The organism is Streptomyces sp. NBC_00386 (assembly GCF_036063235.1).
Lineage (GTDB): Bacteria > Actinomycetota > Actinomycetes > Streptomycetales > Streptomycetaceae > Streptomyces.
Map to the genome: position 1 here is coordinate 9,696,116 of NZ_CP107950.1, position 18,603 is coordinate 9,714,718.

An 18,603-nucleotide genomic window follows, 5' to 3' on the forward strand; every position below is an offset into this window, starting at 1 on the left:
GGATCGCTCGTGGCGAGCGCACCGCGGTGCGTCTGGTTTGCTCGTGGCGCGCATTCATTCTGTGCTGCCGAAGAGTGGCGTTGACTCCGGGCAGAGCCCATCGAGGAATCACCGTCAGGGTTCAGAGCCCGGTCACCTTGGCGTTGGCCGCCAGCTCGTAGACCAGGGTGACCGTGCGCCGGCCGCCGGGTGGGACAGAGAGGTTCCAGCGGGCGATGCCGTCGGAGTCGAGCGTGTCCGGGGCGGGGGAGCAGTCCTCTTCGCGCAGGCGTGTCTGCACCGCCGAGATCTCGGAGACCGGGATCCGTTCGCGGAGGACGATCACGCGTTCGCCGTGTTCGTCGGGGGTGGAGAAGCGGGACAGGTGAAGGCGGACGGTGCGGGTGAGCACGGTGCGTTGAGTGATCGCGGAGGTGTCACGGGTCTCTTCGATGTGCCGGGTGACCCGGTGGTCGTCGCGGCTGCCGTAAGCGAGCTCGACGGGGGCGCCGGGAGCGGTGAAGTCCAGAGTGCCGCGGCCGCTGAACTGGTTGCCGAGGACGAGCTCGACGGGGCCGGCGAGCAGGGCGTGGCCGGACAGGTTGTCGAACCGCACCACTTGGGTCACCAGCGGGGACAGTTCGGGTGCGCAGGCGTACTCGCTGCTCGCGGTCGTGGTGAAGGCGGACAGCGGCACGCGGTGGGCGCGGCCGTCCGAGGGCACCGTGACCGGTGCGGGGGAGTGCAGCACCCGTACCTCGCCGCCGTCGTCCACTCCTGGCAGGCCGAGCACGGGGGCCGGGCCGAGCTCTGCGATGTCCTCCTCGCGCAGCTCGACGTCGACGGTCTTGCGCTCCAGCGAGGTGCGGTCCTGGAGCGTGAGCCGGTCCTCGCTCAGCCGGGGCGGATCGGTGGCCAGCGCCGAGCGGGCTGTCGACAGCGTCAACCGTACGTCCGACCAGTCTTCGCCAGTGCGCTGCCAGACGGTCGCCTCGGTCTCCAGCGTGAGGCGTTCCCCGTCGAGTACGGCGCGGTAGGCGGGCCGCCACAACGCACACGCGATGAGGTGGCTCAGGCACAGCTCGGCAGGCCCGGCGGCCGTGGCTTCCACGGTCAGCTCGATGTGGCCGGTCAGTTCTGCGGGCTCCTCCTCGGCCTGGGTCAAGGCTCGCTGGGCTGTGGCGAGTTCGGTGCCGAGGGATTCCAGGCGGGCTTCCACGGCCCGTAGTTGCTCGCTGTAGGAGCCGCGCTCATCGTCCACACGGTCCAGTTCACGGGTCCAGCGTCGCGCGTCGGCCTCTCCGTAGCCGGCGCCTTCGCCGACCTCCCGGAGTAGATCGGCGGCGAGACGGCCGAGTGTGTCGAGGCGGGCCTGGAGGCGGTCGTGCTGCCGCCCCAGGGCGACCAGGTCCTCCTCGAGAGCGTGCACCCGGTGCCGCAGGGCGGAGTCGTCGTCGCGGGGCCGGGGCCCGCGCGGCGTCCAGCCACGGACGATCCGCACGTCGAGGACGTCGGCCGGGTGTTCGGCTGTCAGCTCGGCGTGCAGCGTACGGTCGACGGCCAGCGCGCTTACGGGCCCCAGACGCAGCCGTTGGACTCCGGCCTCGAGGTCGAGCACGGCGGTGCGCTCGACGTGGGCGCGGTCCTCCAGGCAGGTGACGGCGGTGACGGGGAGAGGGATCGGCTCCGGTGCCGTGGACATGGGGTGCGTCAGCTCCTGCGGTTGCCGCCGGCCAGGGCCTTGGCGGACGGGATACGGATCTCGTAGCCGCCGTCGAGGGCGGTGGTGGCGCCGGCGGGCAGGTCCACGCGCCAGACGCGTGTCCCAGGGGCGTGGTGTTCCCCCTCCGCGTCGTCCGGGGGCGTGGTCCAGTCGGCCCGTTCCTCGATCCGGACGTCCGTGTCGGAGGCGACCGGGACCCGCTCGAGGACCTCGACGGTGACGGGTCCGGCGAGCCGGCTGGCCAGCTCCACGTGGACACGGTGATCGAGCACCGTGGTCGTGCCGCGCAGCCCCGAGGTCGACTCGTGCAGGTTCGTGCGACGGGTGACCCGGATGCCCTCCGCAGGGCCGAGCCCCACCCGGCAGACACCACCAGGGGCGAGCGTGGGCAGTGCGGCGGTCAGCAGGAAGTCGTCTCCGGCGGTGACCTCCACCGGTCCGGCCAGCAGTGCCTGGTCGGTGGAGTTGTCGAGCTCCAGCGTCGCATACACGGTCTGCTCCACGGACGGCACGCAGCGGTACTCGGTGCGCAGTCCGACCGAGATCTCTCCGATGCTGACGGTGTGCCAGGTGCCGTCCGAGGGTACGTCCGCGCGGGCGAGGGCGTCGAAGCGGTGGTCGAAGGAACCGGCCGACTCGCGGGGCCGCACGGCGTGCCCGGGCAGCGGCAGCGACGCCACCGCTTCGGCGCGGCGGCGGTACTCGGCCGCCACCGGGTCGAAGGCGGAGTCGGCAAACAGCCGGCCCCGGCGCTCGTCCTGCTCCTCTGGGCCGCTCAGGACGAGGGCGGTGTAGTCGAGTTCGGCGCCGCTCGGCTGCGGCGGACCGGACGCCGGCGCCGCGGCTTCCGGCGGTGGTGTGAGCCAGGCAGGAGCCGCGGGTGCCGGCGGCGCGGCCTGGCGGCCAGAGGCCGCAGGTGGCATGGCTGCGGGGGGCGGGAGGGAGCGGCCGTCGGCACGTGGCCTGCCGCCCGGTCGGGACGGGACCGCCTGCGCGAAGTCGCCCAGGCCGGTGTCGAACACCTCTGGGTATGCGCTGCCGGGCGCGGGCGCGGACGGTGGTGCTCCGTAACCCTGGGGTGTCGGCAACGCCGCGGTCAGCGACTGGCCGTAGCCCTGCAGCGATGACGGTGACGGTGGAACGGGAGCGGACGCGAAGCCGCCCGCCGCGGCTATGGTGCCGCCCCCGACAGTGAAGGAAGCGCTGGTCGTGGCGAGCCGGGGGCTCGCCCCGTCGTACCCGGCGAAGAGGTCGGCCAGGCCCGTCGGCGGCTCGCGCCAGCCGGAGGGCGTCGGGGAGGGCTGACGGCGCCCGATCCGCAGGGAGCGCAGCCTGGGCAGGTCGGTACGGCGCCGCAGGTCGGCGGTGGCCAGGGCGATACGTACGCCGGTCCAGTCCTCGCCGGTGCGCTGGGCGATGGAGGCGCGGAGCACCAGACGGCCGCTGCTGTCGTTCTGACGGTGGGTGAGACGGTAGGCCGGTACCCAGACCGCGCCCGGCACCGCGTACTCCAGCTCCACTTCCGCGTCACCGGTGCCGTCGAAGGTCACCACCGCCGAGACCGTGGTCTCCACGTGCGCGGGCGCAGCGTCGGTGGAAGCGCGGGCGAACCGGTCGACGGCGGCATGGAGCGCGTGCTCGACGTCGGCCCGCTCCTTCTCCAGGTCGGCGAGACGGGTGTGCAGCCTGGTCAGCCGCTCGTCGACGAACGCGGCGAGCTCGAGCCACGCGTCGACCGGGGTGCGGCGGTGCGGGTCGTCGCGCCTGCGGACCGGCGGGACCGGGTGCAGCGACCTGACCTCCCCGATCAGCGTCAGCTGCCGGTCGTGTCGCTCCTGCGCCGCCGCGTACTCCTCCCGCAGCCGCTCGACCTCGCGTTGCAACGCGTCGGGCACGGCGGCGCCGAGCGGCTCGGCCTCGATCTCCACCCGTGCCTCGACGACGCGTACCCCGGGGGCACCCGTGATGCGAGCCCGCAAGGACCCCGGGTCCAGCGAGCGCGGCAGTCCCGTCACCCGCACGCGCCCGCCAGGCGGCACGCTGCCCCGCGCCAGGCGGCGGCAGATCGCGCCCTGCGCGTACACCACGACCGAATCGAGGGCCGAACCCCACCTGTGTGCTGCCTCAGCCGCCATGTGCTCCGTCCCCCGCCGTGTCCGTGCTGAGCGAAGCCTACGTCCAGGCGGTCGGTGCTTCCCGAGGATTGTTGATCCGGAGAACCCGGCACTTCGCCCACCGGGGGCGCCCATGACTCGCCGCTCCGCTGGGACCAGGCGCAGCTGGAAGTGCTGATGAGGCGTCAGCCCCGTTGGCTCAGAAGGCCATTGGCGCCCGTGCCGACGTCCTGCCGCGGCGGGACGGGTGTGCTCGTGACCGGCGCCGCCTCACATGTCGAGGACGTGATCGATGCCGGGACGGGCACAGCAGATCAAATGCCTCCCCTGCGGGGGGATTCCCGAGCGGGGGAGTGATGTAAGCGATCTCGCCGGAGACCTTCGGGGGCGCCGGTCAGACCCTCGGCCGCGCCCTCTGCGCCGCCGCGCGGGTGTCAGCAGGTCGAGCCGGCGGGCACTCCTCGGGGCCGCGGCGCGCAGCCGCGGCCCCGCTGCCCGTACAGGCAGCGCGGACACGGCCCTGCAGCTCCTCAGGGAGGCGCACGGTGAGCTGGACGTCGGCCCCAGGCTGTTCGCGGCCTTCCTGGACGTCTCCGGCATATGGGCCCCGACCGCGGCGTTCACCGCTGCCGAGGCCCATATGCCCTCTGCCACCCAGCAGTTCGCAGCCCTGGCCGAACACCGCAGCCCGCCTTGTCCGTGGCCGCGGGCAAGGAGCTGTCGCCGGCGCAGTGCGTGTTGTACGCGGGCGTTGCCGGGCCCTGCGCTAGAAGGTCAGGTTCCAGGCGTCGATCTTGCCTGTGTCGGAGGCGGCGTTGTCGTTGACGCGCAGCTTCCAGGTGCCGTTCGCGACCTCCGAGGAGGCGTTTACGGTGTAGGTCTGGGCGATGTTGTCGGCGCTGCCGCCGGCGTGGTTGTGCAGCGTGTAGACGGTGCCGTCCGGCGCCACCAGGTCGACCTTCAGGTCACCGATGTAGGTGTGCTTGATGTCCACACCCACCTTGAGGGTGGCCGGGGCGTTGCCGGTCACGCCGGTTATGGCGATTGGGCTCTCCACGGTCGCGTTGTCGTTGATGGCGAAGTCCGCGAGGTTCTCGAAGTACTTACCGGGCGGCGGGGTGGTCCCGACGGCCTTGAGGGCGTCGACCTGTCCTTCGCCGAAGAACGAGTTGTTGGCCGTCGTGCCCGTGCAGCGGCTGTCCGAGGGGCAGGCGATGTCGTTGGCCTGGGCGGCCAGCTTGGCGCGGATCTGCGCCGGGGTGATGCCCGGGTTGGCGCTGGCGATGAGTGCCGCCACGCCGACCACGTGCGGGGTGGCCATCGAGGTGCCGCTCTTGCTGCCGTAGCCGCCGCCGGGGACGGTGGAGTACACGTTGCTGCCCGGCGCCGCGACGTCGATGACGCCCTGCCCGTAGTTGGAGAACGAGGCCTTGGTGACACCCGTGCCGTTGGCCGCGACCGTGACCACGCCCGGCAGCTCGGTCGGGATGTCGAGGCAGGCGTTGGTGATCGTGCGGGTGACCGGCGTCGAGTCGTTCGGGCTCGCGGAGTCGGTCGTCTTGTGGGCGAGGTCGTAGTTCTCGTTGCCCGCGGCGGCGATCTGGAGGGAGCCCTTGCCCTCGGCGTACTCCTGGGCGCGCTTGACGCCCTCGATGATGGCGGCCTGGTCGATGTTGTCCGGGCAGTTGAACTGCCACGGGTCCGTGTAGTAGCTGTTATTGGTGACCTTGAAGCCGTGGTCACCGGCCCAGACGAAGCCGCAGATGGTGTTCTCGGCGAAGAAGAAGGAGTTGCCCGGCTCAGCGACCCGGACCGCGGAGATCTTCACCCCGGGGGCCACGCCGACGACGCCCTTGCCGTTCTTGGCCGCGGCGATGGTGCCCGCTACGTGGGTGCCGTGCGTGTCGACGTCCCGCCAGGCGCCGACACGGGTGTCGGGCTTGCCGTAGGCGCAGGAGACCGAGTCGGCCGCGTTGAAGTTGGGCGCCAGGTCCTGGTGTTGGTCGTCCACACCGGTGTCCAGGATGCCGACCGTGACGGAGGCGGAGCCCGGGTTCACGGCCCAGGCCTGGTCGGCCTTGATCTGGCTCATGTCGGCCCGGACCGGTTCTCCGGCCGGGGTCGAGGCCTGGGCCGGATTGGCCGGGAGCGCCGGGTTGTAGGCGTCGGCCGGGACGTCCGAGGTGCGCGTGGCGCCGACCTGCTGCACGCCGGCGACGCCGCGCATGGTGGCGGCGAATCCGCTGGACGCCGAGTGGGCGACGATCACACCGATGGCGTCGAAGTTCGAGAAGACGGTGCCGCCGTTGGCCGCGATCGCGGAGCGGACCGCCGAACTGTCACCGGGGGCGGTGATCACGAGGTAGGCACGCGTGCCGGCCACCCAGGTCGCACTCTGGGAAGCCGGCACGGCGGCCGGAGCGTGGGCCTTGGCGGCCGGCGCGGGGGAGGGGTCGACGGGGAGCGTGCCCGCGAGGGCGCCCGGGGCGCCGAACGCGAGGGCGGCGCCGAGCGTGGCCGCCAGGACCAGCGTGCGTCTAGGCCGGATGGATATGTGGGGTATCAATGCGTCCTCCGGAGACGGCCCGGCCGTGCTGAGGGCACCGGCGGGGCCGTACGAAACGAGTGGTGGATGCAAGATGTCAGGCGCGTGCTCCCGTACGGAAGTACCTTTCCGTACAGGGGTGTTATAGGGGAATGGCTGAAAAAAGACGTACTCCGGGCATCGGGGGGTCGGGATCCACCGGGAGCTCGGCGACGTCGACCGCGCCCTGGCGTACGCCGCCGACCTGGCGCCGGCCGTACTGCCCGCACCAGAGCGCCGGACCCGCGCGGCGACCGACACCGCCCGCGCCCTGGTGGCCGTCGGGGACGTGCCAGCTACATCCGTCCGGCTGCAACTCGTGGAGCGGACCGCGCCGCAGCCTCATCTGCTGGCGGCGTCTCAACAGGCCCGAATCGTGAGATCGTGCCCGCCCTTGCCGCCCGGTGGTCAGCCTTGTTGAACGAGGTGTTCCAGTTTTTCGGTGACGTGGTCCTCGCCGTAGCCGAACCGCCTGCCGAGTGCTTGGTAGTGGCTGTACTGCTTCGGGGTGAGAGACGGGGACACCTCGTCGAGCAACCGCAGCAATAGCCTGAATCCGAGGTCGGCATCCGTGTCGGTGACGACCTCCTCGACGGCGGCCAGCGCGTTCGCGCCGGGAATCGGTTCCCAGTGTGGGCTGATGACCGCGCCTTTCAGGAGCGGTGCAGTCTCCCGGACGGCTTGTAGCACGGCGTTCCGCAGGTTGCTCCGGTCAAGCGGTTCGGCATGGCGGTACTGGGGGGCGATCTCCCTCAGGCGCTCTTCACAGATGCCTTCGATCATCCGGAGCCAGTCCCGCGCGTCGATACCGAGGTGGTCGATGTTGTAGCCGCGGCCCGTGGCGGACAGCCACAGCACCTTGATCGTCTCGGTGCGCAGAGCGGAGTCGCGCAGGCGGCGTACGTCCGTGAGCAGCAGTGCCGCTGCCGAGCCCGGGGTCTGTGCACTGTCGTCGGCGGCTGCGGCCTGCCGGACACGTTCGTGTGCGGTGCTCTCCTGCCAGTCTCCTTCGAACCACGACGTGAGAGCGGAGAGCCCGAAGTCGCCCGAGGCGTCGCGGCGCGCCGTATCGATGGGGGGCCAGAGCACGTTCAGGCCGTCGTACACCAGCGGCCCGGGAAAGCCGAGGACGGTGTCCAAGGCCATGAGACGGTCGTACTGCTCCTTGCCGACCGGTACGTCGTAGGCCTTCAACACGCGCAGGAACAGCCGCAGTCCGAGGTCGCCGTCGCCTTGTCGTGCGACGGCCTCCAGCGACTCGGCGACTGCGCTGGAGGGCAGTGCGGCCTGGTCGCTGCCAGCAGCGCTTGCGTCGATCGCCATTGCCGATGCGCGGATCTCCGCGACGACTGCCGTACGCAGTTCCTCCTCCTTGATCTTCGGCCGGGCATCGCCGTGTCCGGGTGCGTGCCTGCGCTCGATCTGCGGCCAGCGCTCGGCGAGACGGCCCAGCCAGCCTCGGACGCCCGACTCGCACGCCGTCGGATCGAAGCGACCGTGGGCGGCAGCGAGCCACGCTGTGCGGATGATGTCGTCCGGCAATGCGGAGTCCAGGAGACAGTGCACGTCGACGCCCAGCTCGACCGCGCCCTCGCCCTCGGTGGCAGCGGCGACTTTGGACGCGAGGTGCAGCACCTGTGCCTCGTCGGGGGATCCGGTTGTCTCGGACAGCTTTTCGGCGAGTGCGCTGAGGCCGAAGTCGCCTTCGTAGAGAATGCCGTACTGCTCACGCTGTCTCGCCATGGTGCCGTGTCCTGTCTTCGAAAGACGTCGGCGGGTGGGTCCGTCCCTTTGCGGGGACGGACCCACCCGTGGTGGTTGTAAGCCGTTCACGCCGTGTGCCCGTTGGGCGCCTTTACTTGGGCAACGGATACGAATCGAACACGATGAAGCCGTCGTGGCCCTTCTTGCCCGGAAGCCTCTTCAGGACCACTCGCACCCCGTTCCCCGCGGCCTCAGCGGGGCCATTTGCCTTGTACACGTGCCCAGCGATGCGTACTTGTCCCACTTGCCGGTGATCACGAACTCGGTCTTTTCGGCCCACTGTCCCCGCTTGGCCAGGAAGTTGTCCAACGCCGCGCGTCGGGCGGGTCACGCTGCGCCGACTCATCGTCCGGGGCCCTGGAAACCGTGTCGAAAACCAGAAGGTGCGCGCGGCCCAGGGGCTGTTACTCACTTTCGGGTGACGGCTGGCTGTCCGGCGGGGTGGCGCTACCTGGCGGCCAGTGCCTGATGGCCAACTGCTGCAAGGCTGCTGAGAGCGGGCGCGCGTCAACTTCATGCACCGCAAAATAGGTGGCGGTTGCAGCCAAGTGTCACGGCGATGCGGTTGATCGGTAACGCACCTTGGATGACGTTCACATCGAGGCGATCCAGAGTGCAGGGTGTGAATGCGCGGCCGGCCGGCCGCCACCCGCACACCGCACAACCTCACCCCCACCAGGGTGTTTTGAGGTTGTGCCCGCACCATGCAGGGGGATTCCTGTGACCGTATCCACGACCTCTCGCCGTCTGACCGCCGCCGCGCTGAGTGCCGCTGCCATCACCGCGGCGATCGCGGTCCCGGCATCCGCCGCCGACCCACGCCCGCACCGCCAGGCGGTGGAGATCAGCAACGTGCAGTACGACTCCCCGGGCCGCGACGACCGCTCCAACCGCTCCCTGAACCAGGAATGGGTGGAGATCACCAACAACACCCGCCGCAGCGTGAACCTGGACGGCTGGACCCTCTCGGACGCGGACGGCCACACCTACACCTTCGACCACTACCGCCTGGGCGGCCGCTCAACCGTCCGGGTCCACACCGGACTCGGCCGCGACAGTCGCACCGACCTGTTCCAGGACCGCCGCGCCTACGTGTGGAACAACGACCGCGACACCGCTACCTTGCGCAACGACCACGGCCGGTTCATCGACGACGCCTCCTGGGGCCGCCGCCACTTCCACCACTGACCCGACCTGAACCACCGCCCGCCCGGGACTGCTCCTCGCCGGGCGAGCGGTGGTGAAGCCGGGGTGGGCCGGGCCGATCACCTGCGGCCCGGCCCACTGTCCTGTCCGGGACTGCGGGAACAAGTTCAGTGACGGCCGGTGGGCCGCGGTTGACGTACGGGACTGGAGTACGGCGCGTGAGTCGCACCCGCATCTGTGCGAGAACTGCCAGGGCCAAGCCGTCGCAGCCGAACAGCAGGCTGAAGCCGGCGAACGTGAGCGCCAGGACCAGGCAGGTCACCGCCAGGAGCAGGAGGCCGAGCAGGCCGGCAGAAGGCCGGCGGCTGGTTCGGACGCCGGCGCACCTGATCCGGCCAAGGCAAGGCGCAGTGACCGACCATGCAGATAGGCCCAAGGTGCTGGGCGAGCCCGCGTTGTCGGTGGCGGCTGCAACGCTGGAGGGCATGAACGGTGATGAGCAGCTGCTGAACCGGCGTGTCTACGGCGCGGACCACGAGGATCCCCACCCCGGCCCGCTCCTGCACCGGACCTACGCCGCATTGATCGGCGGACCGCTGGACGGCTTGTTGCTGGACATCCACGGATGGCGGACCGAGGAAGTCGACGACGGCGTGGCCCTGCCCACCGAACTCGGGCGGTGGCCCGGCGGCCGCGCCCTGTACGACCTGCACCCCGGCGAATCCCGCATGCCTGGCCCGGGTGTGACGTGCCGTTTCTACTACTCCGGCGACACGCCCTGACCGTTGCCACACCCTGGCTGCCGTCCCGACCACGACTGGTCAGCGCGCCGCCGGCCTGCTGACCGGCACCGGCTCGCTGCATCTGCTCTCGGTGGCCATCCCGCGATGTCGGCCGACCATGCGCGAGGCGAAGCTCTGGTCAGCGGTGATCGCAGAGGGCAGGCCCGTGCCGTTTCGTCGGGCGCCCCGCTCAGCGGCGGCACCGGCGCGAGGGCGATGACGGCCCGGACCACGCAAGAGGGTGAGCTGCAAGGGCCGGGGCGGAGCTGCGCTGCACGGGCTGGTGGTTTGCCGCATTCGGGTGACCGGTGGTGGCGCCGTCGCGGGGTGACCGTTTCTGCTTCGGTAGTCATGCCGCATGACGCTCAACAAGACGCTGATCTGCACGCTGGCCGCGGTGGCGCTGGCCGGTGGCCTGCCGGTGGCCGCGGCACAGGCGCATGACCCGACCCGGGTGGGGAGTGTGCGCGAATTGATCGCTGAACTCCCGGTGGCGGGCGAGGTCAGGACCGGCTACGAGCGCAGCAAGTTCCGCCATTGGATCGACGCCGACAAAGACGGCTGCAACACCCGCATGGAGGTGCTGAAAGCCGAAGCGGTCGAGGCGCCGACACAGGGCGTCAACTGCACCCTCAGCGATGGCCAGTGGTTCAGCTACTACGACGACGCCCTCATGAACGGGGCATCCGGCCTGGACATCGACCACATGGTGCCGCTCGCGGAAAGCTGGGACTCCGGCGCCTACGACTGGACGTCTGAACGCAGGCAGGCATACGCCAATGACCTGGGGTGGTCCCGCTCCCTGGTGGCCGTGACGGCCAGGACGAACCGGCAGAAGGCCGACCAGGACCCCAGCACCTGGATGCCTCCGGCCACCGACGCGCAGTGCCACTACGTGGCCGACTGGGTGAGCGTCAAAACGCGCTGGCAGCTCAGCGTGGACCCCGCGGAACTGCAGGCGCTGCAGCAGACTGTGACAGCGTGCCCGGACGAGGAACTGGCCGTGCCACTGGCCTGAGACGCCCCGCCGCCCCTGCCCCTGCGGCCAGCACCAGCTGTGGAACGTCACGTAATTCCCCAGCAGCAGCGTCAACGTCCCCACGCATACGTTCGAGCCGGAGGCCCTCGTTGCGCGTGGGGCTCTGTGCGGGCAGCGGTCAGTCCCACCAGCCGTCGCTGGCGTGCCAGCGTTGCACCCATTCCAGGAAGCCGAAGGCTTCCGGCATCGGATACGGGTAGGCGCCGACTTCAGTGACCAACCAGACCTTGCCTCGCTGGGGACCGGTCACAACCAGAACCCAGTAGGAAGCGCCGTCGTCGGTGCCGAGCACGATGGAGCCGTGGTTGTAGACGTCGGCGACGCGCTCGTGATGGTCGTCGGCGAGAGGTTCGCCTTCCCAGGCCCAGGCCTCCTGGAGCGGGAACGGGGCGGCGGGATTGCGGTCCCTGTCGTACGGCCAGTCCGGTGGGAACCAACCCAGAGGGAGGAGGCCGCCATCTTCCGGCGGTCCGAGGGACGACCCGTTGGTGATCTCGGCGATCAGACTCCGGTACGGCTCCGGAAGCACGACCCCGTGCTCGGACTCCCACGCCGAGATGCCGTCGTGTCCCAGTGCAGGCTCGCGCCACTCCGCTTCAATGGCGGAGCGCAGGAACTCCAGGGTGTCCTCGGCAGGGCGCTGATCAGGTGATGTGGTTGTCACGGCAGCATGCTTGCAGAAGGGACTGACAGGGCCGCTGCTGGGCCGCCAGGCTCGAACGTTTGGGCGGGGAAGTTGACCCTGTCGCTGAGGAATTACATGAGTGTCGACAAGAGCCGGCCCGTAACGCGAATGCAGGCAGGGGAGTTGGCCTCGGCATGGACAACTATGATCACCTTGATCTCGACGAGATCGACTTTGCGCCGATGGGCGACCGCGCCGAGAGGCTGGCCCTGCTGACGCTGCAGGAAGCACACGACCTGCTCCAGCTCCTGCTGACGATTGCGCAGGACGGACATCCGCTCTCGCCGCAGGCGGACCGGCTTGCGCGGGAGATCGCCGCACGGATCCCGTCAGAGAACTGACCGCCACATGGCCGCGGCGCCGGGCTTTGTGCACAGGGCGCCCGGGCCGACATCGAGGCTGGGCGTCCGTTCGGCCACAGGCGAAGCAGGGGAACGCGAGCGGAAGTCGAGTTGCCTGTCCTCCAAGCCTGATACCGGCTTGGGGGAGCGGGCAGGCTCAGATCCGGCGCACGCACGTGGCCGGGATCTGCCCGCCCCGCACCACGCGCCAGACCGAGCCGGTGCGGCCGCATTTGCGATACGCCGGACCCCGTTCCGTCCGAGCGAGTGCATCGAAGCACGACACGAGGACATCACCGCGATGCACATAGTGGTCAACCGGGCTGTCCGGCCTGGCCACCGGCCCGTCATTCCAGGCCGGACGCCGTACCGCGACCACCCGACCGGTCACCTTGTACTTGGTTGCACACGATGAATTGGCCGTCCCTGCGGGCATCTGAGTAACTGCCGCAGCCTCCGTGATCAGCGTGCCGGCAAGGACGGCGGCAGCTACCAAGGACGTGATCACTTGTCGCATCATGCCCGGCCAACCCTCAAAGCCAGATGCCGTCACTGGCTATCCGCCGCTACCACTCCAATGACCCGCTGCCGCGCGTGAGGCAAGCAGTGTGCCACTCGGAGTCAGGTGTGGCAGAGGACCCTGCTGCTTGCTGTCGGTCCCAGCAGACGATCCCGGCCGAAAGTGCCTTTGGTCCACGAAGATCCGGCCGACGCCTAGCGTGCAGCGTGTGTCCCTGTGGCCAGTACTTTCGACTGAGCCGTCACGATGTCTGCGGGCACCTTCGGATAGGTGTTGAGGCGAGGAAGGCTTTCCATGGCGTTGAAGATGGCGACTGTGGAGCCCGAGCGGATGACGACGACGCTCTCGGGGGCCTGGATCGGGTCATCCTGTCCGGGTGTCTTCACGAGTTCGGTGAGCCGGAAGGACACCGCCTCGTCCCCCGCGGCCGGACCCTCAGTCGGCAGCACCTTTTCATGAGCTGCGCTGCTCGTCGACGAGGTGAAGGCCCTGCAGGTCTGCAGGGCCGTGCGGAGTTCGTCGACGGCCCGCACCGCGTCTGCCTCCCGGTAGGACACCAAGTAGAACGTAGCCAGGCCGCTCTTGCTCTGCGCCATGCGCATCACGCTGGCGACCGGCGTGAACCGGCTGCTGCCGGAGAGAGCGCTGCTGACCGGTGCACATGCCGAGGGATGTGTGGCGCGGTCGGGGATGGCGTGGACGACGCCATTGCCCACACCCTCCGTGCCCACCCCGATCGTGTTGACGCTGACCCCGGCAAGGTCGCGATCATCGAGGACCGCGTCTTCCAGCCGGTCCTGAACCAGCACCGGAACACGAGCCGTTGCCTTCGCCTTCGAGGCCCCGGCACTGGCTGCTTGCTCGCCGTTATGGCCGGCTGGCGCGTGCGCCGCGGTGGAACCCTTGGCCCCGCACCCGGTCGCCCCAAGAACCAGAGCCAGGGCGACAGCACCGGCTGCGCCTCTTCGATGCACGGCGTTCGTCACTGCCCACTCCCGGATCATGTGTGTGAGGACGCAGAGTACGGCTTGACCAGGGTGATTCGATCAGGGGCCCGGATACTCCGTGTCCGGACTGCACCTCACCTCGAGATGGCAGCGGCTCTGTATGCCGTCCAGAGCGAGCACGGGCCTCTCGTCGACGAACGCTGGGCTGGGGCTCGCCATCCGCGCCCTCGCGGGCGTGAGCCGGGAGGGCGCCCTGGAGGCGAGCTGGTGCCGCGCGGTGGCGGGGCGGTTCTAGGAGGCGGTGGGAGAGGCCGCGGGAGTGGCGGCCACTGTCAGTTCGACGGTCAGGGGGCTCCGCCCGTGGTGGTGACGCGGAGCAGGAAGGTGCCTCTCCCTGAAGACGACGAGTGAGTCGTGCTCGGTGCCGTGAGTCGTGGAAGCGGATCCGGCGGAGCCGACGCGATGGAGCAGGGTGGCGAAGCAGGCCTGGTGAGGTTGCCGCCACGTCGGATCAAGATCGAGTGGTTCCGGTCTGTCTTTTAATGTCACTGTTGTTCGGTCGAGCGCTGCTGACCACAGTGCGCGCCGGAACGGCGAATTGCCGATACTGCAAGGGGGAACGGGGAATGCCTGACGTCACGTCGGCAGAGGTGTTCAGCGGGCGCGTGCTGGAGTGGCACAGCGAAGAGGGCTGGGGAGTTCTCGCTTCCGATGCCCTCCCTGACGAGGTGTGGGCACATTTCTCGACCATCCAACTCGATGGCTATCGTGAGCTGACCGTTGGTCAGTCCGTCACCTTCTCGGCTGAGCAGGCAGAACAGGACGAGTACCGATGGCGTGCCGTGTCCGTCTGGCCTGAAGCCGGGGCACGGCGCTCGCCGAACGGGGACGAGGGGCCGGGCTATTCATCCGGCCTGGACATCACGTTCGATTCCTGACGCGGTATCGGCTACCGACTGAATTTCTCCTATCAGCACGCGCAGCAGTGGCATGGTCTCTCCTGCTGTGCGCTCTAGACAGGATTCGCATGTCTTCCACATCCACGAAGAAGATGGCTGCGCTTGGCTTTGCCACGTTGGCCGCAGTTCTTGCACTGGGAAGCACTTCCGCTCACGCTGGCACCCAGCACGGCCGGCACACATTCAAGATCTCAACCCCGAGCTACAAGAAGACCGACGCCAACGGCACCTTCACAGGCCAGGTGAACATGGCCGGGACCGTCGGCTGACCCGCCCCCATGGGCTGGTCGTTCCGCACCTCTCCGGCGGTGCAGGCCATAGCCACGGGCCGAATGACATGCACGGCCGGTCACATGCAGCTGCCCTACCACGACAAGCACACCAACGTCGGCGTCGACTACTTCTGGCACTCGACGGTCCCCAACAACCGACGCAACAAGGACTACACGCTGTACGGGCACTGCACCTTCCGCGTCAACGTCGGCGGCAGGACCGGCACGGCCAACCTCGGCTTCAGCTTCAACTACGCCTTGTTCGACGGGATCACTCCGCCCCTGGCCGCGGAGGACAGCACCAGCCCCGAGAGTGATTCCTACGCCAGCGATCTTGCGGTCACCTACGACTCCTGACAGGTCCTGACCTCGGTCTCACGGGCCGTCAGTACACCTGACGGCCCGACCGTCTCGTCGTGATTCGTTCGGGCAGCGCGGTACGAGGCTCTTACTGGTAGTTCGTTAAATCCGGCGGTAGAGGTCGATAGAACGTGTTTTGCTCACTTCATGCGAGCTGGCCGTGCTGGTGAGGCTGGCCTAGCACGCCGCCGAAGCGGAGCGCATTGATCCCGGCACCCCGGATCAGTTCGGTCATGGGCCGATATGGACGTAGCCCGCCCAGTTGAACACCGCCAGGGGATGTTGCGTCCGCATTGCCCGGACTGCGCTATGCAGGGCGGCTGCCGGATCGTGTGGGTCCTGGCGCGAGAGTTCGTTGTACACCCGATTGGCGACGTCCGGTGCCTTGTTGTCGTCGATGGTCCACAGCGTGCCGACGACGTGTTGGAAGCCGGCGAGTTGGACCCCGGCTGCGAAACTGATTGCTTCGTCCGCCAAGACGACACTGCCGCGCGAGGTCTCGCAGGCGGACAGGAATGCCAATTGGGCGTGCGGCAGTCGAAGGCTGGCGATGTCCCACAGCGTCAGCGGGCCGTCGTGCAGCATGAGTGCACCGCGCGAAGGTCGGCCGATGTCCTGGCGACCGTGACAGGCGAAGTGGGCCCAGGTGCAGTCGGTGAGTGCCGCTGTGATGGCTGACCTGGTCGCGGCGGGGCCAGTGAGGAGCATGGCGTCCGGGTGGCGTTGGTGCAGGTTTTGGGCTTCGACGGCCGCGGCGGGCAGATCTGGCAGGTCGGGCGTTGTCGGAAGGGAGACGATAAGGCCGCCTGTGTCGTGCCCGTTCGGTGGTTCGGGGCGGGTCCGGGTGTGAAGCAACATGCGTAGGGTCGGGGTGTAGGAGGAGATCACCCGGTCCAGGGCTGTGTCCGCCTGGTTCCCTGCGGCGTGGATCGGTAGGAGTGTGAAGAGGCCGGTGGGGCACCACCACATGCGCGACCATTGGCCGTCCGAGGCAACCGGTTTGCTGTTGCCCAGCGCGTTGAGCACCGGTTCGGTGACCGTCTTCCACAGCCAGGCCAGGCTTTTCACCAGCGTGTCGCGCATCTTCCGTGGCGATGGTTGGTTGCCGAGGGCGTCCAGGAAGGCGACCACGTGATCGGCGAGTTCCGCGACCTCCACGGCGAGCGGCACCACCTGCACGCTGGCGTCGCTCAGCAGGAGAGCCGAGCAGCCGTGGGCACTGGCGATGAGCAGCGCGACCGGTCCGCTGCTGGCGGCGGCCTGGAGCGTGGTGAAGGACGGTGCCCGCAGGAAGCGGCTCTGCTTCGGCAGTGCGCGGATCTCGGCGAGCAGTTCGTCTCGTTGCTTCGCGAGGTCCGCGCGTCGGCTGTGCGCGTGCCGCCGCTCGTTGGTTTCCCAGACGGTGAAGTCCGACGGCCCGTCGGACAACTGCTCCAACTCCTCCAGGACCTGCTCGAGCCGTTCGGCGAGATGCGATGCCTGGGTGCGCAGCAGTCGAGTGTCGGTGCGGGTCTCCAAAGCCTGGGAGAGCAGGATTCCGCGGCCTTGTTCAAGTAACTCCACCGCGCGTTTCGCCTGTCCGGCGCGCACTGCGCAGGCTGCCGCATTGGTCACCAGGCTTGGGAACTTCGCGATCAGATTCTCTCGGTCCGGACGCTCCAGGCCGTGCCAGACGGCCAACTCCAGTTGCTCCAGGGCGAGGGCGTAGGAGTCGGCCGCCGCGATGAAGTCTTGGCCGTCGGCGGCGGTGTCCCCCGCAAGGGAGGCCGCCAACGCGCGGTCGCTGGCCGGGGCGGTGGGAACGGCAGCCGCTCTGAGCAGTGTTGCAATGGCCTGGGCGCGCCCGGCACCGTCCGCTGTGCCGACGGGCAGTTCGCGCAGTGCGATGCCCAGGGTGGTCAGGACGCCCGTGAGATCTGGATGACTACTCGGGAGCAGCCGGTCAGCCTTACGCAGTAGCTTGACTGCCTTGGTGAGGGCAGCGGGGTCCTCGAAGTGCTTAGCGTAAGTGCTAAGCGCTTCGGCAGCACCTGTCAGAAGGGTCGGTCGCAGGTAGTCAGGGACCGTGCCAGCTTCGAGGGCTGAATTGCTTGCTTCGACCGCGTCGGTCAAGTCACGGGAGTCCTGGCTCTGTGCGAAGCGTCTCAGCAGCACACTGGCCAGGAGATTCTGGCATCGGGGCCTGCCGGGATGGGCGCCGGGGACAAGGGGCAAGGCCTTGCGTAGAACGGCGATTGCTGCGTCGTACTGGTCGTCTCCGAATACGTCTCGACCAGCTTGGCCACTGATTCCGGCTGCCAGATTCACCATCCGGCTCGCCAGATCCGGATGCCCATCTGGGGTGCTGCGCACGGCCTCGGCCTGCACCTCGATCGCCTCCACCGCTGCGTCGGTCTGGGCCGTGCGCCCGTGCCATGCAGTCAGCGCCGCACTCAGATTGGTCAGGGCGGCGGCACGATCGGCGGAGTCGGGGGGCGCCCCATAGGCCGCCTGACGGAGCATCTTCACCGCTTGGTCGAGCAGTTGGAGATCACCGTTCAGATGGAACTTCCGGATCAATGCGTGTCCGAAGTTCAGCTGCACCTTCAGCCGGACCGGATCGTCCTCGGAGATCGCAGGCACCGCTTTCGCGATCACGTGAAGGGCCCGTTCAAGATCCTCCGCGTTGTCCGTGTACTCGTACCTACGGGTGAAGACGGCTCCGAGCGTGACAAGTGCCTCCGCCAACACCGCGTCCTGCCGCGGGTTGGCGCGCGCCGCGAAGAGGCACCACTCGACGGCGTCGTCAAGCGGTTGTCGAGCGCCAGTTGCCTCGGCTTCCTTAAGGAGTTTGCCAGCCTGACCGGCACGACTCAGGAGTTCGTCCTCTGAGGGCGTATCGGCGATCCAGTAGCCGTTGTCGCGGTAGTGGTTGAGCAAGACATCGGGCACAAGGTGCGAGGCGGTCTGAAGCAGCACAGGATAGAGGTACATGGCTCGCCTCATGTCCTCCTGCGAGTCCTCGTGCAAGCAGCGCCGGTAGTGAAACTCCGCCAGCAGCACGGCCACATTGAATGCGCGGGCAGCCTCGATCCCGGCGAAAGACGCGAACCAGTCGAAGGCGAAGAAGAGCCTGTGGGCCTGTTCCTCGACCTGCTTCCCACGTAACACCGACGGATTGCCGCTCCTGTAGTACTCGTCGAGCCGCTTCTCCATGGCGAACGCGAGATCCTGGACGTTCACGATGCCCCCTGAGCCGTCCCGTGAATGATGCACAAGTCGGGACTTACCCGCCCCAGCAGTGCCAGACTATGGCGCGTTGCGATAAGCGGGGGGAGAAACCGATGAACAGCTCCACAGAGGATGCCAGTGAACTGACGTGGTTCTGCGATGAGTTGCCGGACCTGAT

General features: G+C 68.8%; 14 protein-coding genes. 7 read left to right on the forward strand and 7 right to left on the reverse strand.

Translation table 11 applies throughout. The features are described 5' to 3' along the window. Positions 1 to 121: 121 nt before the first annotated feature. From OG780_RS42495 to OG780_RS42510, 4 genes are all read right to left on the reverse strand, one after another. Positions 122 to 1,681, reverse strand: coding sequence for a mucoidy inhibitor MuiA family protein (locus tag OG780_RS42495; protein WP_328457508.1), 1,560 nt, complete (start codon positions 1,679 to 1,681; stop codon positions 122 to 124). Positions 1,682 to 1,689: 8 nt separating this feature from the next. Beyond that, the gene (locus OG780_RS42500; RefSeq protein WP_328457510.1) at positions 1,690 to 3,837 is read right to left on the reverse strand and encodes a DUF4139 domain-containing protein; all 2,148 of its coding nucleotides are present in this window, start codon (positions 3,835 to 3,837) and stop codon (positions 1,690 to 1,692) included. Between the two features lie 745 nt (positions 3,838 to 4,582). Beyond that, positions 4,583 to 6,382, reverse strand: a complete 1,800-nt coding sequence (locus OG780_RS42505; RefSeq protein WP_328457512.1) for a S8 family peptidase — start codon at positions 6,380 to 6,382, stop codon at positions 4,583 to 4,585. Positions 6,383 to 6,808: 426 nt separating this feature from the next. Continuing rightward, on the reverse strand, positions 6,809 to 8,143 hold the full coding sequence (locus OG780_RS42510; RefSeq protein ID WP_328457514.1) for a hypothetical protein: 1,335 nt from the start codon (positions 8,141 to 8,143) through the stop codon (positions 6,809 to 6,811). A gap of 735 nt (positions 8,144 to 8,878) precedes the next feature. On the opposite strand from OG780_RS42510, the gene OG780_RS42515 reads away from it, so the two are divergent. From OG780_RS42515 to OG780_RS42525, 3 genes are all read left to right on the forward strand, one after another. Continuing rightward, positions 8,879 to 9,352 carry a lamin tail domain-containing protein gene (locus OG780_RS42515; protein WP_328458750.1) on the forward strand — a complete coding sequence of 158 codons (474 nt, stop codon included), beginning with the start codon at positions 8,879 to 8,881 and terminating at the stop codon, positions 9,350 to 9,352. 443 nt (positions 9,353 to 9,795) lie between these two features. Further along, a complete protein-coding gene (locus OG780_RS42520; RefSeq protein ID WP_328458752.1) occupies positions 9,796 to 10,092 on the forward strand; it encodes a hypothetical protein in 297 nt (98 codons plus the stop codon). Positions 10,093 to 10,450: 358 nt separating this feature from the next. Continuing rightward, positions 10,451 to 11,110, forward strand: a complete 660-nt coding sequence (locus tag OG780_RS42525; protein ID WP_328457516.1) for an HNH endonuclease family protein — start codon at positions 10,451 to 10,453, stop codon at positions 11,108 to 11,110. A 139-nt stretch (positions 11,111 to 11,249) separates the two neighbouring features. On the opposite strand, the gene OG780_RS42530 is transcribed toward OG780_RS42525, so the two are convergent. Next, complete coding sequence (locus OG780_RS42530; RefSeq protein ID WP_328457517.1) at positions 11,250 to 11,795, reverse strand: SMI1/KNR4 family protein; 546 nt, start codon at positions 11,793 to 11,795, stop codon at positions 11,250 to 11,252. Between the two features lie 155 nt (positions 11,796 to 11,950). On the opposite strand from OG780_RS42530, the gene OG780_RS42535 reads away from it, so the two are divergent. Further along, positions 11,951 to 12,157 (forward strand): DUF6417 family protein, encoded by a 207-nt coding sequence (locus tag OG780_RS42535; RefSeq protein ID WP_328457519.1) that lies wholly within the window; start codon positions 11,951 to 11,953, stop codon positions 12,155 to 12,157. 714 nt (positions 12,158 to 12,871) lie between these two features. Here the strand turns inward: OG780_RS42535 and OG780_RS42540 are convergent. Further along, positions 12,872 to 13,663 (reverse strand): hypothetical protein, encoded by a 792-nt coding sequence (locus OG780_RS42540; protein WP_328457521.1) that lies wholly within the window; start codon positions 13,661 to 13,663, stop codon positions 12,872 to 12,874. Between the two features lie 587 nt (positions 13,664 to 14,250). Here OG780_RS42540 and OG780_RS42545 point away from each other — a divergent pair. The 3 genes from OG780_RS42545 to OG780_RS42555 all read left to right on the forward strand — a co-directional run bounded on the left by OG780_RS42545 (position 14,251) and on the right by OG780_RS42555 (position 15,212). Then, positions 14,251 to 14,562 (forward strand): cold-shock protein, encoded by a 312-nt coding sequence (locus tag OG780_RS42545; RefSeq protein WP_328457526.1) that lies wholly within the window; start codon positions 14,251 to 14,253, stop codon positions 14,560 to 14,562. An 89-nt stretch (positions 14,563 to 14,651) separates the two neighbouring features. After that, positions 14,652 to 14,852: a hypothetical protein gene (locus OG780_RS42550; protein WP_328457528.1), complete on the forward strand. Its 201-nt coding sequence runs from the start codon at positions 14,652 to 14,654 to the stop codon at positions 14,850 to 14,852. Between the two features lie 84 nt (positions 14,853 to 14,936). Continuing rightward, positions 14,937 to 15,212 carry a hypothetical protein gene (locus OG780_RS42555; protein ID WP_328457530.1) on the forward strand — a complete coding sequence of 92 codons (276 nt, stop codon included), beginning with the start codon at positions 14,937 to 14,939 and terminating at the stop codon, positions 15,210 to 15,212. Positions 15,213 to 15,446: 234 nt separating this feature from the next. On the opposite strand, the gene OG780_RS42560 is transcribed toward OG780_RS42555, so the two are convergent. After that, complete coding sequence (locus OG780_RS42560; RefSeq protein WP_328457532.1) at positions 15,447 to 18,437, reverse strand: CHAT domain-containing protein; 2,991 nt, start codon at positions 18,435 to 18,437, stop codon at positions 15,447 to 15,449. Positions 18,438 to 18,603 lie beyond the last annotated feature (166 nt).

Bases quoted from the DNA above. Each gene is read 5' to 3' on its own strand.
- OG780_RS42555 (WP_328457530.1), top strand. From the start codon at position 14,937: ATGCAGCTGCCCTACCACGACAAGCACACCAACGTCGGCGTCGACTAC.
- OG780_RS42550 (WP_328457528.1), top strand. From the start codon at position 14,652: ATGTCTTCCACATCCACGAAGAAGATGGCTGCGCTTGGCTTTGCCACG.
- OG780_RS42535 (WP_328457519.1), top strand. From the start codon at position 11,951: ATGGACAACTATGATCACCTTGATCTCGACGAGATCGACTTTGCGCCG.
- OG780_RS42545 (WP_328457526.1), top strand. From the start codon at position 14,251: ATGCCTGACGTCACGTCGGCAGAGGTGTTCAGCGGGCGCGTGCTGGAG.
- OG780_RS42495 (WP_328457508.1), bottom strand. From the start codon at position 1,681: ATGTCCACGGCACCGGAGCCGATCCCTCTCCCCGTCACCGCCGTCACC.
- OG780_RS42500 (WP_328457510.1), bottom strand. From the start codon at position 3,837: ATGGCGGCTGAGGCAGCACACAGGTGGGGTTCGGCCCTCGATTCGGTC.
- OG780_RS42510 (WP_328457514.1), bottom strand. From the start codon at position 8,143: ATGGCGAGACAGCGTGAGCAGTACGGCATTCTCTACGAAGGCGACTTC.
- OG780_RS42520 (WP_328458752.1), top strand. From the start codon at position 9,796: ATGAACGGTGATGAGCAGCTGCTGAACCGGCGTGTCTACGGCGCGGAC.
- OG780_RS42525 (WP_328457516.1), top strand. From the start codon at position 10,451: ATGACGCTCAACAAGACGCTGATCTGCACGCTGGCCGCGGTGGCGCTG.